The sequence below is a fragment of the Acinetobacter sp. Marseille-Q1623 genome (assembly GCF_902809895.1).
Taxonomy (GTDB): Bacteria; Pseudomonadota; Gammaproteobacteria; order Pseudomonadales; family Moraxellaceae; genus Acinetobacter; species Acinetobacter piscicola_A.
The window spans coordinates 2,095,761-2,113,116 of the sequence record NZ_CADDWG010000001.1; the positions used below are offsets into that span (position 1 = coordinate 2,095,761).

General features: G+C 37.0%; 17 protein-coding genes. 7 read left to right on the forward strand and 10 right to left on the reverse strand.

The genetic code is table 11. The features are described from left to right. Positions 1–79: 79 nt before the first annotated feature. Genes HUV91_RS09915 through HUV91_RS09925 form a run of 3 tightly spaced genes read right to left on the reverse strand, consistent with a single transcriptional unit; the run spans position 80 to position 1,592 of the window. Positions 80–508 (reverse strand): hypothetical protein, encoded by a 429-nt coding sequence (locus HUV91_RS09915; protein ID WP_174493287.1) that lies wholly within the window; start codon positions 506–508, stop codon positions 80–82. 19 nt (positions 509–527) lie between these two features. Next, positions 528–1,172, reverse strand: coding sequence for an FMN-binding negative transcriptional regulator (locus HUV91_RS09920; RefSeq protein ID WP_174493288.1), 645 nt, complete (start codon positions 1,170–1,172; stop codon positions 528–530). A 6-nt stretch (positions 1,173–1,178) separates the two neighbouring features. After that, on the reverse strand, positions 1,179–1,592 hold the full coding sequence (locus tag HUV91_RS09925; protein ID WP_107008065.1) for an ADP-ribosylation/crystallin J1: 414 nt from the start codon (positions 1,590–1,592) through the stop codon (positions 1,179–1,181). Positions 1,593–1,744: 152 nt separating this feature from the next. Between HUV91_RS09925 and HUV91_RS09930 the strand changes: the two genes are divergently transcribed. Next, positions 1,745–2,239, forward strand: coding sequence for a phosphate-starvation-inducible protein PsiE (locus HUV91_RS09930; protein ID WP_130074195.1), 495 nt, complete (start codon positions 1,745–1,747; stop codon positions 2,237–2,239). 61 nt (positions 2,240–2,300) lie between these two features. Here HUV91_RS09930 and HUV91_RS09935 read toward each other — a convergent pair whose 3' ends face one another. Further along, positions 2,301–2,807 carry an RcnB family protein gene (locus HUV91_RS09935; protein WP_174493289.1) on the reverse strand — a complete coding sequence of 169 codons (507 nt, stop codon included), beginning with the start codon at positions 2,805–2,807 and terminating at the stop codon, positions 2,301–2,303. A gap of 173 nt (positions 2,808–2,980) precedes the next feature. On the opposite strand from HUV91_RS09935, the gene HUV91_RS09940 reads away from it, so the two are divergent. Then, positions 2,981–3,433, forward strand: coding sequence for a hypothetical protein (locus HUV91_RS09940; RefSeq protein ID WP_130074193.1), 453 nt, complete (start codon positions 2,981–2,983; stop codon positions 3,431–3,433). A 51-nt stretch (positions 3,434–3,484) separates the two neighbouring features. On the opposite strand, the gene HUV91_RS09945 is transcribed toward HUV91_RS09940, so the two are convergent. The 3 genes from HUV91_RS09945 to znuD form a co-directional block, all read right to left on the reverse strand. Continuing rightward, on the reverse strand, positions 3,485–4,867 hold the full coding sequence (locus HUV91_RS09945; protein WP_174493290.1) for a tetratricopeptide repeat protein: 1,383 nt from the start codon (positions 4,865–4,867) through the stop codon (positions 3,485–3,487). A gap of 108 nt (positions 4,868–4,975) precedes the next feature. Next, on the reverse strand, positions 4,976–6,439 hold the full coding sequence (locus HUV91_RS09950; RefSeq protein WP_174493291.1) for a phospholipase D family protein: 1,464 nt from the start codon (positions 6,437–6,439) through the stop codon (positions 4,976–4,978). 82 nt (positions 6,440–6,521) lie between these two features. Then, positions 6,522–8,645 carry a zinc piracy TonB-dependent receptor ZnuD gene (gene znuD / locus HUV91_RS09955; protein WP_174493292.1) on the reverse strand — a complete coding sequence of 708 codons (2,124 nt, stop codon included), beginning with the start codon at positions 8,643–8,645 and terminating at the stop codon, positions 6,522–6,524. Between the two features lie 131 nt (positions 8,646–8,776). Between znuD and HUV91_RS09960 the strand changes: the two genes are divergently transcribed. The 5 genes from HUV91_RS09960 to HUV91_RS09980 all read left to right on the forward strand — a co-directional run bounded on the left by HUV91_RS09960 (position 8,777) and on the right by HUV91_RS09980 (position 14,176). Then, positions 8,777–9,550, forward strand: coding sequence for a DUF4184 family protein (locus HUV91_RS09960; RefSeq protein ID WP_174493293.1), 774 nt, complete (start codon positions 8,777–8,779; stop codon positions 9,548–9,550). Between the two features lie 165 nt (positions 9,551–9,715). Then, positions 9,716–11,503 carry an aspartate--tRNA ligase gene (gene aspS, locus HUV91_RS09965; protein WP_174493294.1) on the forward strand — a complete coding sequence of 596 codons (1,788 nt, stop codon included), beginning with the start codon at positions 9,716–9,718 and terminating at the stop codon, positions 11,501–11,503. A 323-nt stretch (positions 11,504–11,826) separates the two neighbouring features. Further along, positions 11,827–12,696, forward strand: coding sequence for a lysophospholipid acyltransferase family protein (locus HUV91_RS09970; protein ID WP_174493295.1), 870 nt, complete (start codon positions 11,827–11,829; stop codon positions 12,694–12,696). A 144-nt stretch (positions 12,697–12,840) separates the two neighbouring features. Next, entirely contained in the window at positions 12,841–13,059 is a 219-nt protein-coding gene (locus HUV91_RS09975; protein WP_174493296.1) for a hypothetical protein, read from the forward strand. Next, a complete protein-coding gene (locus tag HUV91_RS09980) occupies positions 13,049–14,176 on the forward strand; it encodes a glycosyltransferase (protein ID WP_174493297.1) in 1,128 nt (375 codons plus the stop codon). Before HUV91_RS09975 ends, HUV91_RS09980 begins: the two co-directional genes overlap by 11 nt. A gap of 14 nt (positions 14,177–14,190) precedes the next feature. On the opposite strand, the gene HUV91_RS09985 is transcribed toward HUV91_RS09980, so the two are convergent. Genes HUV91_RS09985 through HUV91_RS09995 form a run of 3 tightly spaced genes read right to left on the reverse strand, consistent with a single transcriptional unit; the run spans position 14,191 to position 17,354 of the window. Then, on the reverse strand, positions 14,191–15,249 hold the full coding sequence (locus HUV91_RS09985; protein WP_174493298.1) for a glycosyltransferase family 4 protein: 1,059 nt from the start codon (positions 15,247–15,249) through the stop codon (positions 14,191–14,193). Positions 15,250–15,302: 53 nt separating this feature from the next. Then, positions 15,303–16,349, reverse strand: a complete 1,047-nt coding sequence (locus HUV91_RS09990; RefSeq protein ID WP_174493299.1) for an ELM1/GtrOC1 family putative glycosyltransferase — start codon at positions 16,347–16,349, stop codon at positions 15,303–15,305. Between the two features lie 15 nt (positions 16,350–16,364). After that, on the reverse strand, positions 16,365–17,354 hold the full coding sequence (locus HUV91_RS09995) for a glycosyltransferase (RefSeq protein WP_174493300.1): 990 nt from the start codon (positions 17,352–17,354) through the stop codon (positions 16,365–16,367). Positions 17,355–17,356: the final 2 nt, after the last annotated feature.

Genomic DNA, 17,356 nt, shown 5'->3' on the forward strand with positions numbered 1-17,356 from the left:
TGCCCTCAACTTGTAAAAGTTGGGGGTGTTTTATTTTGAATACTGAATGAAAAATATTTTTAACATAATACTCAATTTACTAGCCCATTAAACGCATTTCTTCCTGACTCCACCAACGTTGTGCATAAATTTCAGGATTTGTTGTTAAAATTTCATTCAAAATATTTGATAAAATCGTAAGTTGTTCTGATATATCTATCTTTTTAAAGAACCATTTTTTAATAATTGGCTTATATGGATGAATAAAGACTAAAAAGCCATTTTCATATTCTAAATAATGGTTACAACCAATCGAAATATCACTAAACTGTTCATCTGAAAGCGAAATCAAATACCCCCAGTCCTCAATATTAAACCCCGAAACCTTAATTCCATGTTTTTCTAGCTCGGCTGTTAAATATTGTGCTAATAGAATCCCGCCAACTTGCTTATCCCATTCTTCCTTTTCTTGGGGTGTTTGTGGGAAACGATCTGATCTAAACTCAATATGTGTTTTATAAAATGTCATAAATGATTCCTTTTATAATTTATTGCCTAAAAGGTAACGACTTAAGACAATACTTCCTCACCGACTCCGCCATTTGAGTATTCTTATTTTCCAACGCCTGCGCCACATTTCCAGCATCTACAGCACTGCGATTTTGACTGACTTTAAACTTACCGATGATTGAATCTATTTTGATTTCAATCGCCACAATTTTCTCTAATTGCTCTGCTATAAAATCATTCGGGGCATCACCCATTTTCCATGGCACAGGCTGAGTCGCTTCATGCGTTCGAGTAAGTCGAGCCAACACGCCACGCAAATATTTATCATCTTCAACTTTACGAATCTTGCCTTTCACATGCACCACCCGATAATTCCAGGTCGGTACAACTCGATGATGCTCCTGTTTACCTTCATACCAATTCGGTGAAATATAAGCCTGATCGGCATGAAATATCACATAAGCAGATTGGTCATTGTCCAACAAATGAAATAATGGATTGGCTTTCGCAATATGCCCTCGCAGGACTCCATTTGCATCTACTGAACGATCCAACTCAAAAGGAATATGATTGGCTTCAATTTCACCTTCATGAACGACCATTAAACTCCCTAATGGATTGTTTTCGACTAAGTCAAAAAGTTCTTTTAAATCTTCTTGTTTAAAGTGTGTTGGTAAGTACATTGATAATTAATACTCTTTTGAACCATCTGGGCTCGTTTTAAATATCTCAGGTAATTCAGCATTTTCAGTAAAAGCCTCACCTTTAAAAATATTAACCACTTCAATTTTACCCATGATTTGCTGATTAAACTCATCCAAACGTTCCGCAGGTATCCACATTTCCTGACAAAAATCATCACCTACAGTATGTACTTCAAATTGAGCCAAATACTCATCTGCCAACTCAAAACGTGTGACATAACCGATGTAACCACTCGCTTGATCTTTGGTATTCCAATCTAATGCAATCTTTTCAGCATACTTTTGATTGAGTACAGGATAAAAAATGGGTTGCCAATACAAACGTGGTGGAAATGCTCGAAAATTTGTACTTTCAATTAAACGATATTCAAATAATCCAACGGGGCGATATAAATACATATTTGTCCTTATTTTTATCAAAATTGATCTTTGTATTGATCTTAATTGACAGATTAATATTTTCAAAATTTTATTGGCTTCACAACTCCCTTTCATGTGCATGAAATTTGCATGGTTTTAAATAACTTAAAACTTAGGCAATGGAGGACGATATGAATAAAGACCCGCGTATAGAGAAAATTGAGAAAATCCTCGACAAATTTGGCAATCTTGCTGTTGAAGCCTTTCATTATTTAGCACTTTTTATTATTGGCTGTATGATTGCATGGTCGGCGGTACATACCATTGTAGAAATTTTAACTGTTAAAAAATATGCCAGTATTGATGATATTTTATTGTTATTCATTTATCTAGAACTCGGTGCAATGGTTGGAATTTACTTTAAAACCAACCATATGCCTGTACGCTTTTTGATTTATATAGCCATTACGGCACTGACTCGGCTATTAATTTCAGACATTCAACATGATCATAAAGCGGATATAGATCAAATTATTATTACAGGTTCAATTTTAATTTTAGCGATTTCCATTTTAATTGTGCGTTTTGCTTCATGGAAATTTCCTTCCGTGATTCGGGAAAAACAGCACGATCATCCTGTACCACATGGCAAAACCCCACGCCCAGAAGACGATGAACTGGCTTAAAAAACCACTTCCCCCTCTCCTCAAGGAAAGGGAATTATGTTGGAGGTCGATATTTATTGCTCTAGCGATCATTAGGGATTTGAATATAACGCCCATTTTCATAGATCCAATGCATACCGACCTGAGGATCAGGCAAACCATAACGGCGCCAGTCACTAATCAGCATATATTGTGAACTTTCTATTCGCCCACCGTCACCATTGACATAACCATAACTGCTGCCCGAAGACTGTGTCTGGGTTGGAAATTGCTGTTGATAAATAATGGTCACGCCATTCTGTTGTGGGTAAACAGGATAAGGTCGACTTGGATAGTTTTGATGTGGATAATGCGGATAATTTGGATAAGAATTTCCCCATTGCCCATAATTTTGTGATGGTCGAATGGGAATCTGCTTGCTTTGGGTTAAACCGTTTTGATCTGTATATTGATAAGTTTGCGTTGGAATTTGATGCTGCCGACGTTCAACACTCCGATACCCCGCCCAATCTCGTGCATCTGCATAGAGTGTGGTTGAAAATGCACTGCACATCAGTGTCACTACACTCAAGTTGAATAAGTTTTTCACCTCAACCTCCACCATAAAACCGTTTAGTTGTTATTTTAATGCCAAATCTGAGATAAATAATGAATATTTTATACACAATATGAAATGGCATTTTAGTATTAACTTGATTTCATTTAAGTCATTTAAAATACAATCTGCTAAGATATTCTTTTTTGTCGGATGGATGCTGTACTGTGGCTGAACTGAGTTTTGACCGTTTACATCAATTTTTTTGTAAAGTACCAAGTGTGCAAAAAGCGTTTATTGACAGTTATGGTACGGATGGAAAATCGGCATGGTGGTTTAAATTTCAGATTAATATCGAACACCCTTTGGCTTGGCAAACGGTACAAGAATTGGGACATGTGCTGAATTATATTTCAAAAAATGAACGTCTTCCGACTCAATTTTTACCTGTTTCACCACCACCGTATATGAATGGTGAAGCAAAACAATTTTTAGCTTGGGTCATTCAATGTAATCACGCAGACTTTCCACCAGATGTCGTCTGTGACTGGTTAGAAGCGCGTTTACCACAACCCGTTGAAGATGAAAGTCAGTGGAAAATCAAAACTGATTTGCATGAACTAGATAAAATCTCAGATAAAGATTTAGATAAAATGGTGCCACCAAATCCACAACCATAACAAAGGCTACAAATAAAAAAGCCAAAGTTTAACTTTGGCTTTTTTATTCAATTATTCTTCTCCAAGTCCCCACGCTTCTCTCATCGCTTGGCTATTATTTTCTATACGATCTATACGTTGTTGTACTTCAGCCGCAATTTTTTCATCTTTTTCTACGCCAATACCTTCAGCATAGGCTTGATATGCCATTGGTAAAATATCATCATCTTTACCTCCATGTTGAAATGCAATACTTGCCCATTTATAACTTTCAGGCTCATCTAAGACACGAGCTAAATTTTGCATCGCATCCACAGAACCTAACTGTGCCGCACGTAAATATAACTGTTTGGCTTTGTCTTTATCTTGTGGTTTGTCACTTTGATCTGTATACCAAACAGCTAGATAATTCATTGCATCTGCATCATTTAACTGTATGGCTTTTTCTAAATACTGAATTCCAAGCTGATTATTTGGCTTTTGTTTGTCATCTTCAGGGTACAAATAGGCATAACCTAATTCAGTCAAAGCAATCGGATTATTTAATTTTGCCGCTTTTTCATACCATGGTTTTTTCTCTTTAAAATCATAATCATCTTTTACAAGCTGTATATATGCATCGCTATATCCTTGTTGACCTTGCTGAATATAAAAGTCTTTAATTTCCTTCTCAATTTTTGTTGGAAATTCGGCAAATTCCTCTGATAAATTCCAACCAATTTTATCTAAAATAGCCACTTTCTGTTTTAACGTAGGTTGCGCTATCAATTGATAATTTTGAATTTCCTGACGTACATTGGCATCATAAATCTGACTAAATTGTGCAGATGATGGTGCTTTCATTTTCTTTAAGTCATCATCATCACAACTTTTTAAGCGGTAACCTGCATCCCATATATCCCCTAAACGATAGCCTCTATACAACCACTGACATTGTTCAGCGCTAAAACCTCTATAATTTGCAGGCTCATCCAAAGCATCTGCCATTGCAATAAATGCTTTGGGATCTTTATTTTTAATACCGCGCGCAATCACAGGTTTTAGCGCGTTCATTTCTTTTTTCATTTGTGCAGGAATAGAGAATGCCTGAGCAACTCGCTCCTCTGTCATTAATTGGCTAATGGCTTCCCAATGACCTAATTTCGCTGACTTAAGGACTAAATCTCTGTTAATTTTATAATTTGCAGGTAAATATCGAAAATCATAAGTCGACAGATAATACTGACTTAATAAATACATCGCCTCTGCATCACCCTCATCAGAGGCTTTTTTCAGCAATGCAATGGCTTTTTGATGATCAATACCGACATTTTCACTGCCTGTTCGCAACTCTTTGGCTTGAGTGACTAAAGGATTTTCAGCAAAGGCAAAAGGCGAAATAAATATCCCTATGGCAAGAATCGATGTTAAAAAAAATGATGTTTTAAATTTTTTTAAAGTTTTATGGTTTTGCATGATTTTTTGCATATTTAGGCTCAAGTTTTTAATTAAAATATTTTGAGCAGCAATTATGCACTGAATCATTCACCATTCAGTACATAATTTACAAATTTATAAATCAAATCAAAATGTTGAAAGTCCACTCCATTCCATAAATCGATACACGCCATATTTGAATGTCGATTCATCCGCAAACTTTGAATAGTTCACACTCATCTTTCGACCATTTAAGTTCGACCAAGCCGTATTAAAATACTGAGTTGCATCAACAAACACTTGCTGTTGCGGATTGCCCACAACACGTAAATCTGTTTCCAAATTATAGTTTTTCAGATTACGTGCGGTAAAATTGGCAGAACCTAGGATCAACTCTGCAGACTGCGCATTACGTTTGATGATCATCTTGCTATGACATTGCTCGCCTTGTGTATTGCACCAACGCACATCTACACCTGCATCATGCAATTCAGAAGCCACTTGACGGTTTGGAATGCCATTTTTCTGACGACCGAATGCGTCTTTATTTGGATCAAGCAAAATACGCAATTTCACACCACGTTGCTTTGCAGCAATCAATCCTTTGACAATTTTACGCTCTGACAGATAGAACATTGCCAAATCAATTTGATCATTGGCTTTTGCACTGTCTAATAAATTTAAAACTGCATCATAAATTGCGTGTTCAGTCAGCACTTGCACTTGTGGATTGGCTGGACTTTCAGGTAATTTCCCCACGATCACAAAAGGTGTATCTCCACCTGACATCTGTGCCACAGGTTGTTCAGACTTCAACACATCAGTTGCGACAGCACCATTCACCAACAATGCCACATTCGAATGACGAGAACTCCCATCATGCGGATTTGCCGAAGTGACAATCGTTTTCCAACCTTCGTTCGTATCAACCACAATGGTTTTACGGTGATTGGCTTTGAAATTAAATAAATTTAAATAACTACGAAGGGTGATCGGCTCTTTACCAAATGGATTGTTTAACCAACCTTTTTCAGCATTATTGCCGATATCTTGGCAGCATAAATACCAAAAACCAGACCATGTCGGATTTGAAGCCCGTAGTGGGGTAAGATTGGTTTCAATCACTTCAATGCCACCTTGACGCAATTTACGATATTGTTCAGGGGCAATTCCACCATAAACAGAGTTAATGGGGTCAGTAATAAATTTAATTTCCAGTGTAGGATTGACCACTTTTTGATTAATCAATGCTTCGGTTAATTGATGGGTTAATGCTCTTTGCTGAACTTTAGACTCACCCACCTCACTGTTAAATAGAAACATATCCACCACGATGGTGGTTTTTGCTTGTTTAATCAAAGCTAAAATTTGATCAAAAATATGATGATCTAGCTGCTGTTTACCTTGTGCATCAATATAGGTTTCATCTGCAATAAATTTCACATCAGCATACCGTAAAGGTCCAGTAAAATTCAGTCCTTGTGGTAAAGGTTTCACTGTATGATAAATCGCAGAAGATAAATAACCCAATGCCAATGCAGCAAAGATTAAACTCAAATAACGACGTTTTGACCAATTCAACTTACTGTGAATTTTATGAAAGATACGCATATTAAAAAACCTAGTCTACTGCTGTCAGACTAGGTCGAATCTCTTTTATTTTCAATAACGATTTGGTGAATGAATTTAAATTTTAGAATTTATAATCCACACCGATGACAAAGTTTCGTCCCATTTGTGGAATGGTTGACAAGAATGAACTATGTTCATAGACCGTTTCATCGAGTAAATTATTGGCATTTAAATAAACTTTGGCAACTTGTTTATTGGCAAACGGATGCTGATAAGCCACACCGACATTCACCATATTGTAGCCTTTGGTTTCTCGCTCATAAGAAGCAAATTTATCTTGATTAAACACATGTGAATATTCAGCAGAACCTGACCAGTTGTCATCAAAATTTGCATTTACACGTGTACCTAAACGACCTGCGGGCACACGAGGCGCATTTTCATTGTCAATTTTGCCACGTACATAGTCACCAAAAATCGTTGTTTTATGCATATCATTCCACTGATAAGTCACTTCTGCTTCAGTGCCATAAAACTTGGCTGCATCTTGGCTATATTCAATCAGACGGAAATTTTCGTACTGATCCAAAGTTTTGGCATAAATGTAATTATCGAACCAATTATGATATAGATGAACATGATAACTGAGCCGATCTCCATCATAATGCAGCCCAACTTCAACATTATTTGACTTTTCTTTGTCTAAATTTTCATTGCCTAATTCATAAGTATTGGTCGCAAAATGTCCACCCTTTGAATATAACTCTTGCGCAGAAGGCAAACGTTGCTGATGCGATGCCGATAAAGACAATGTGTAATCTGGCTTAAATTCCCAATTTGCTGCACCTGAAACAGAAAAGGCATTGCCATCAAAGTCTTTTTGCATTGAATCAATATCAATTTTTTGATGATCAAAACGAGTCCCTAACTCTAAATGCACATCACCTAACTGACGATGCTCTAAACCAAATAGACTATATTTTTGAGTTTTATTCGGTGCAAAAATCGCTTCTTCACCTGAAATATCGAGTTTTTGCTGGCTTGCTTGTAGCCCCCATACACCTTCCCACTGCGCTAAAGGATTGTGTACCAATTCAATACGCCCTTCATAACCTTTACTTTTGAAAGTGGTCATTGCTTGATCACCTTCAATTTCATCATGTTGATAATCTGTATAACTGGCTTGAGCACGTAATTTTTTAAAGCCTGCAAATGGATTGTTTAATTCTGAGCGGAAATCATAACGTTCCGTTTTTAAATCGATCCATGGTCCTGCACCTGAGTGATCATGATCATGTCCTTCGTGATCATGTGCCGATTCATCTTCATGTTCATGGTCATCATGTCCGCCACAATGTAAATGATCGCCATGTGGATGACATGATTCATACTCATGACTATGTCCGGGTAAACCATATTGATCTTGGCGGTTGCTATAAGACACGCCTGCAAAACCTCGCTCACCAATCCAAGATAAACCAACATTGACATTGTCTGATTCAGAGAATGTATTGCCCACACGACGCTCTTTCGTGCTGTGTGTATGATCGCCATGATCTTCGATTACGCTATAATTGGGTGCAATATAATCATTGGCTTCACGCTTTAAACCTTCGACGCGCAACGCAACATTTGAGCCTAAGCCAACTGTCATCCCCGCATGTGCTAATTTTTCATCATTACCTGAGTTATAGCGTAGGCCGACATCTCCTGCATAACCGTCTTTTGGCATTTTTGTCGCAATTTTAGAGTCAACAACATTGACTAAACCACCGACCGAGCCCGCACCATACAATAAAGTCGAAGGCCCTCGAATCACTTCAATTTTTTCAGCCAATTGCGGATCGACAGTGACCGTATGGTCGGGTGACAAACTGGATACATCCATGCTTTCAGTGGCGTTTTGTGTGACTTTTACGCGTGCACCTTCTTGACCACGAATCACAGGTCGGCTTGAACCTGCACCAAAACTATTAGAATACACACCTAATTGTTGTTTCAGTGCTTCACCTAAAGTAGAGCCGCCTTGCTGTAAAGTGTCCCGAGAAACGGTTTGATCGGCAACACCAAAATCTTGCTTTGACTGTTGTAAAGGATGTGCGGTTAAAGTCAATGTATCTAATTGTTGAATGCCGTCCTCATTGGCAATCGTTTTTTGCTGTGCTGTAGCTTGTTCTTCAGCCCAACTGCTTGTAGAAAAAACAGTTAAAATAGAGAGTGTCAAAATATGTTTTGAAAAAGACATGTGATTGCGCTCGAAGCATCATACTTTAAAATTATTGTTATATTATAACATTTCAATATAATTGCAATAAAAAACATTCTGCTTATCAGAAATCGTTAGAATAATAGAGTTTTATATTTTATTTTTTTGATATGCCTTTTACCATTTCTCATGCTGTTTTAGCGCCACCGATTTCTAAACTGACAGGACATCGTTTGCCGATTGCTGCATTGGCGATTGGCTGTATGACACCTGATTTATATCGTTTATTTACCGATGCAAATTATGATCAATCACACCAATGGTCAGGCTTGATCTTTCCTAATCTATTAATGGGCTTATTTTTCTGTGGACTTTGGTATGGGTTGTACCGCCCAATGTTATTTGCCTTTTCAGGGCTTAACAAAGCGTTAAATCTAAAAAATTTAAATGATTACTCAGGTTTTATACTCAGTATTATTGTGGCAGTTTTGGTTGGTGTGACCACGCATATTATTTGGGATGGTTTTACTCATGTTGATTTTCGAACGGTTGCGTTTAAGGACGTGTTAAGTCGCCAAATTTCTATTTTTCAGCATAGTTACCCTTTACATCGAGTTTTACAAATTGGCATGTCAGCATTGGCATTACCCATTCTATTTTGGATGATTTATCGCCACCACCAGCATTTTAGGCATACACAACCGATCCATAAAAATATTAAAATTTATGTCATTGCACTCTTTTTTCTCTCTATATTTTCAGGTTTTTTAAGTTACTTCAATTTTTCTGAAAGTCTCACTGCAAGTACATTTTCCGATGATTTATATCAGTATATCGGCAGATCAATTAATTATTTCTTTAGAGCATTTTTAGTCGTTTTTAGTTTAGGCAGTTTGATTTTTATCATTTTGCAGAAAACCTGTGCAATATTTTCCAAATCTTAAAATCTTTCATTATTTTAATTGAGCAATCCGCGTGAATTTTTATAGTTTTTCGCCCAAGTCCTTGTGACAACATGCTCAAAGAGGCATAATCTCAGTTTACATTTTTAGGCGGTGCGCTGTTTACGTACCCGCTTCCTTAACCCATATAGTTGGATTTCTAACGCTATGATGCGAACTCATTACTGCGGCTCATTGACTGAAGCCCAAATCGACCAAACCGTGACATTATGCGGTTGGGTTCACCGTCGCCGTGACCACGGTGGTGTAATCTTCCTTGACATGCGTGACCGTGACGGTCTTGTTCAAGTGGTGATTGACCCTGATACACCTGAAGCGTTTGCAACTGCAGACAAAGCACGTTCAGAATTTGTATTAAAAATCGTAGGTCGTGTACGTCGTCGCTATGAAGGCACAGAAAATGCCAATATGGTGAGTGGTCAAATCGAAGTTTTAGGTAAAGAAATTGAAGTTCTTGCTTCATCTGAAACGCCTCCATTCCCATTGAATGATGAAAACGCAAATATTTCTGAAGAAATTCGTTTGAAATATCGTTTCTTAGACATTCGTCGTCCAGAAATGATTGACCGTTTACGTTTCCGTTCTAAAGTGACTAACTTAATCCGTAATTACTTAGACGAACACGGTTTCCTTGACGTTGAAACACCGATCTTGACACGTGCTACACCTGAAGGCGCGCGTGACTATTTAGTGCCAAGTCGTGTTTCAAATGGTAGCTTCTATGCACTTCCGCAATCACCACAATTATTCAAACAATTGTTGATGGTGGGTGGTGTTGACCGTTACTACCAAATCGCAAAATGTTTCCGTGACGAAGACTTACGTGCGGACCGTCAACCTGAATTCACTCAAATCGACATCGAAACATCGTTCCTTAACGATGACGATATTATGGATTTGATGGAAGGCATGACTGTTAAGATGTTCGATGAGCTTCTTGGCGTGAAATTCGACAAATTCCAACGTATGACGTATGCAGATGCAATGCGTGACTATGCATCTGACAAACCTGACTTGCGTATTCCTTTGAAATTGGTTGACGTTGCAGACATGATGCAAGACGTTGAGTTCAAAGTATTCGCAGGTCCTGCTAAAGATCCTAAAGGTCGTATCGTTGCACTTCGTGTACCAGGTGCAGGCTCACTTCCACGTAGCCAAATCGACGAATATACTAAATTCGTGGGGATCTACGGTGCGAAAGGTTTGGCTTATATCAAAGTCAACGAACTTGAAAAAGGTATCGAAGGTCTTCAATCTCCAATCGTTAAATTCATCGAGCCAATCGTGCTTGATTTGTTGAAACGCGTTGGCGCTGAAAATGGCGACATCGTCTTCTTCGGTGCGGATAAAGCCAAAGTTGTAAATGATGCAATGGGTGCGTTACGTATCAAGATCGGTCATGACATGAATATGGCAACTTGTGAGTGGGCGCCACTTTGGGTTGTTGACTTCCCAATGTTCGAAGAAACTGATGACGGTAAATGGACTTCTGTTCACCACCCATTCACACTACCAAAATCAAGTGTTGAAGAAGTGAAGAACAACCCTGGTCAAGCATTATCTGTTGCTTACGACATGGTCTTGAACGGTACTGAAATCGGTGGTGGTTCACTTCGTATTTATACTTTAGAAATGCAAAAAGCGATCTTTGAAGCGCTTGGTATTTCTGAAGAAGAAGCAGAGGAGAAATTCAGCTTCTTGTTAAATGCATTGAAATTCGGTGCGCCTCCTCACGGTGGTTTGGCATTCGGTCTTGACCGTCTTGTCATGTTGATGACAGGTTCATCTTCAATCCGTGACGTAATCGCATTCCCGAAAACCAAGACTGCTGAATGTCCATTGACTCAAGCACCAGCACCTGTTGAAGCAAATCAATTGCGTGACCTTGGCATTCGTTTACGTGAAAAACCAAAAGCTGAAAATAAAGAAGCTTAATTCTTTATTTGAGTAATAAAACCCTGCCTTTGTGCAGGGTTTTTGATTTTTTACGATGAATATTTCCCCATATATTGACTAAAATGATGTTTTGATTGTTTTTGATAACTCATCTGACTTTAAAAGTGTATATGATGAGGTACGCCAAAATAAATATTTTGAAAGTTGGAAATTTCATTCATTTCCATCCTCATTTTGTTCATAAGATTGTTCAAATACCTTGTATTTTAGCCCTGCAATGTTTCTGACGTATTCCTAATCTTTATAACATTTTATTTTCTTCCATTTATTTTTTCTCATCATTCAATCTGTCAGATCTTTTTATGTATTATATTCTTAAGTTTATAGCACGCTTTCCATTGGGTGTCTTACAACGCTTTGCTATATGCATTGCAATCATCATGCAATTTTTTAACTATTCAATCAAAAGAAATACCCATATAAATCTAAAAGTTGCATATCCCACTTTAAGTGATGCAGACCATCATTTAATGCTCAATGAAAGCATCAAAAGCCAATATATGACCTATCTAGAGTCAATTAAATGTTGGGGAATGCCTGCTGCTTATAGTTTAAGCTTGCTTAAAAATATCTATGGTGAAGAGCATTTTGTAAATGCATTAGCAAATAAAAAGGGCGTTATTCTGATCGTTCCACATTTTGGTTGTTGGGAGCTTTTAAATGCATGGATCAATGTATACGCCCAACCTCTCATCATGTACAAACCGAATAAAGTTGCAGGGATTAACCGATACTTATTAGAAGCACGTCAAAAATCAAATGCAAAACTTGTCCCAACAGATGAAAGTGGGATTCGAGCAATTTTCAAACATTTAAAAATGGGTGGATTAACGGTGATTTTACCTGACCATGTACCTAAACAGTCCGGTGGAATTTACTCTCTTTTTTATGGGCAAAATACGCTTTCAAGTACCTTGGTTTCTAAACTTGCACAGAAAACACAATGTAATGTGATCGGTTTAAGCTGCATTCGCAATACAGACCATCGTAGCTTTGACGTGCATTGCACTCGCCTATCTCATGAAATTTTATCAAAAAACTTACAGCATTCTGTGGATTGCCTCAACCAAGAAATGCAAAGAATCATTGACGGTGCACCTGAACAATATATTTGGTCATATAAACGTTTTAGAAAAAATGCTGATCAAATCAATATATATAAAAAATCTTGACCTTATCATCCGCTCTATTTTTTACAGACTTAGATTTAAGGAATATTATAAAGTCTAACTCAAAAATTAGTTGTGCTTATTCAATTGAGATTAGGCCTTAAAAATGGCATACTAATGGTGCTCTTTGGAACGGTAATTTCTCTCATGGCTATGCGTCCCGATGTTCGTCGTCATACGATCATTCTTATTGCGTTTTCACTTATTCAATGGGGCTTTGTCTTATATATACTCAATCACCAATTGTTTGATTTAGACAAATATCAACGTATTTTATTATTTTGCTTGAGTTGTTTTGGTGGTGCATTTGTCATTATGGGGGCACTTATCTATTTAGTTGTGAAAGGCAATGCTGATGATGGATAATAAATTGAATCATCATTCAAAAAAAATTTTATTTATTATTGATGATTTAGGCCGTGGTGGAGCTGAAAAAATTACTGCTGATTTAGCATCCTGTTTAGCTGATCAAGCACATCAGGTCTCGGTTGCAGTATTAAGCAATGATAAAACAGTGCAAATTCTAAATAAGAAAATTCATTTTATTGATTTGAATATCCGCTCTGAATTTGCCTTTGGCAAATTATGGAAAAACAAAAAACTGAATGATTGTGAAAAACGAACCATCGACTCCCTGATTAACTCCACATCTTTCGATTTGATCATTTTAGGTCATCATAATGGTTATTATATCTACGATGAATTATCTCAAAAAGATAAAGTATGGCATTGGATCCATGCTGAACTCATTGAGTTTAGAAATACCCAAAACCCGCTAAAATTATTAAAAGAATACCTTCGACAAATTCGTAACCGAAAAAAATTTAAAAAATTATTTAACGGGAAAAAATGCATTACTGTCAATTCTGACCTGGCTCGGCGCTATCAAAAACTATGTCCAGACAGTCAGCTTACCAACATTGCCAATGGTACTAAAATTATTGCTGCTCCAAATCCGTCTCAGGCTTATAACAAAAAATGGGACTGCATTTTTGTTGGTCGCCTGGTTGCGATTAAACAGGTTGATCATGCGATCAAGGCATTTTTACAAAGTGGTTTAACAGGGAAAATGGCGATTATCGGTGAAGGTCCTGAACGTAACCGCCTGGAACAATGGGTACGATCACTGAATACTCAGGACAAAGTTGAATTTCTTGGATGGATTGAGCAACCTAAAACCTATATGCAACAAAGTCAATGCGTCATTATGTCTTCATTTTATGAGGGGAGTCCTGTCACCTTGCTAGAAGCGATTTCATTGAATATCCCTGTCGTCAGTTATGCGTCCTCTACGGGAATTACAGACTTGTTTACAGAAGAATATAAAGCACTATGCCTGGCTGAAAAACAAAATATTAAAGAATTGGCACAGAAACTGTATACCCTTGTAAACCACCCGATACAATACAACACTGCAATGCAAAGAAATATTAGTATTGATCGAATGGCAGAACAATTTTTACAACTGACTGAGCAGCATTAAAGTCATCAAAAACATCATGATTTGAAACGCTCTACAACAGCGGTGACAAATTGATTATGCGCTTTCGCAATTTGCTCAAAACAATAGACGTCCAATGCTTCTTTCTTGGCTTGTTGCGCCAACTGTAGCGCTTCTTCTGGATGAGCGATGAGATATTCAATCCCATTTGCAAGATCCTGTGCATCACCAAGTTTGGCCACCCAGGCATTTTCACGATGTTTACATACTTGCATAGGACCAATATGATCGCTACTTAAAACGACTTTTCCCCATCCAAAAGCATCAAGAATGCCAAGAGGTTGGATATCATTTAATGATGGTATAGCCATCATATCCGCACGATGATAAATCTCGACTTTTTGCTGAGCATCCACCCAGCCAGGGAACTGAACTAAATGCTCAATGCCAAAATCTTGTACCATTTTTTCATATTCTGCTTTGTTCTCACCATCTCCTGCAAGAATTGCATTTACCTGAATATTTTTTTGATTGAGTAGATGAATCGCTTCAATTAAAATATGAACACCCTTGTTTGGAATCATCCTGGTCAACATTGCGATTGTCGGCGGAGTCCGTAGTGGCTGTGGTAGAGCGGGTTCATTAGGTAAGTGTATTAAATTGGAAATGACAGCATGCATTTTTTTGGCATTTTGTGCCTCTGTCATTCTTTGCTGAACTAAATGCTGAATATGCGGTGTAATGTGTATAAATGCATCAGCCCTCACAGTACGCTTGACATTATGGCTATGATTAACTGCAATCACTGGAATTTTTTTGGCCATCCCCATCATTGCATTCTTAAACAACCAGACTGCTTTTCCACTATGTGCGATGACAGCATCAGGTTGCTGTTCCAATAAAAACTTACGAATCTTCATTGCGGCATTGACACTATAAAAGCCTGTATTTGCAATGACATGAATGGAGCGGTTTCCACTGCTCAAATGCTTATTTTCTTCACCACGTAATAAAACAACCTCATGTCCACCCAGTTCCAATGTATCTGCTATATTTAACATGGCTTGCCAACGGCCACCTGTCGCATCACCATAAACTGTGTTAATAATTTTCATGCCACAAAGAATCCTTGAATTAATTAAACCTATTACTTTTAAAGCTTGGTCAATTATAAATTATTTGATTCAAATTGAGCCTTAATTAGTTCTTCTAATTTTATCGCATGATATTCATATTTAAAATCATTTAAAATTTGAATATCAAAATGTTCTGGGGAATAAAACTTTATCCAGCCACGATTTTTTTTATCAGCATAATATTTTTCAAATTCTGAGTTTAAGCGTGTGCTAGCGAAATGTGCAATTAATACTGGTTTTTGCAACATTAAACTTTCACTCACCATCGAAGTCGAATCTGGTGAACAAATAATAATATTTGCTGCATACATTAAATCCTTTACTGGTGTCTTATCTCCTTCACCCACCAGTATCAAATGCACATTTTTATATTGTTTTAAAACATTTTTCAAAGCTTGTTCAAATAATTTTGGTGTTCTTCTAGATGTTGAAATAAAAAACTCATCTGCACTAAAATTTTGTGCAAGGTTTTCCAACATGATAATCCAGTCTTCAACGGAACCAATTGAAACATCATGTGAATCAGCACCAATCAAAACACTCCACACACCTGTGCCAGATTTTAAATTAAGTTTTTGACGTGCACCTTGTTCATCTTTATCTAAATTAAAACTCAACAATTTATTGGGTGCAATAGGATAGTAAATAAATGGTGACCGCCCTGCTTTATTTTCATCAATGGTAAATACTGCATCAAATGCACTAGCTGGCATTCCTCTCAATGACGTTGCAATAATATTTTTGGCGGGAACATCAACGCTGCTTAAATATACTTTTAACAATGCATTTGCTAGCAAAGTATCACCACCTGCAGAAACGATATATTCGATACTGTCTATATCCATATCTTCAAATTCATCAAGATCAAAGATTTGCCCCAACATCCACGATTTTGAAAAAAATTTAAATCCCCACATCAAAATTTTCTTTTTAAACTTAGAAATCGTCTTTATTTTTATATATTCAACTAAATATTTTTGATCTCGATTTAATATTGTACAAATACCTTGAGTCTGCGTTTCATGACCAGGACGACCATCTGTTATGGCGAGAATCATTGGCTTTTGTAAATCTTGCATGAATTTATCCAAACTTTATTTATGTGAATGTTGTACTTTCATATAGACATCAATAGTATGAGCAATCATTTTATCAAAGCTAAGTTGCTGTTTTGCTAAATCAAAAGAAATGCCGAATTTTTGACCAACATCAAGTTCGTTTATATAATGCTTTATCAATTGCTGTAAAGCATCAGGTTGGTTAATTTCACATAAAAACTCACGTGGAATAAACTCTGACATCATTCCAACATCAGTTCCAATCACTGGACGCTGTAACAGTAAAGCCTCACTCAAGGTATAAGGCCCACCTTCACGATGCGATGAAATGATTAATGCTTCTGATTGGTTAATTTGTTGATGAATATGATCAGAGTATCCATACAATTTGACGCGATCTTGTAAATCCAATTGCTCGATTAAATACTGTAATTTTTCTTGCTCTTCACCATCACCGATAATCAATAATTCATGTGAAATATCTTTCCAAGCACGGATCAAAACATCAAAACCTTTCACTTCATTTAAGCGACCAATCGCAAGAAATTTGTGGTTTCGCTGCAATGCAGTAACAGGTTCAGTCACAACAGCTCCGTTATAAACGACACTGACTTTATTTGGCTGATTAATTTCATTTGCTAAACGTTGACTCACTGCAATAATTTGATCAAAAGCTAGATAAGCTTTGATATTACTTTTCAAACCGTGCATGGTGACAACACTTGGAAAATCAAAACTAGAAATCATATGCTGTAAAAATTTTGCAGTTTTTGAAGCATGTGCATGTAATACATCTGGTTGTGTTTGAAGTATTTTTTGTTTTAATTTAATCTTAGTAAATGGATTATGACGGCTGCCACTCATATCCATTTCAATAAAATTAACCTTTGGACTCATTAAAGGTAAAAAACGTGAATGTGCAATTAAACTTACATCATGAAACTGAGCTAAACCGTTACTCAATTCAATGACATGCTTTTCAAGCCCACCATCTTCGTTACTTGCCATGACCATTGTTATACGCATGA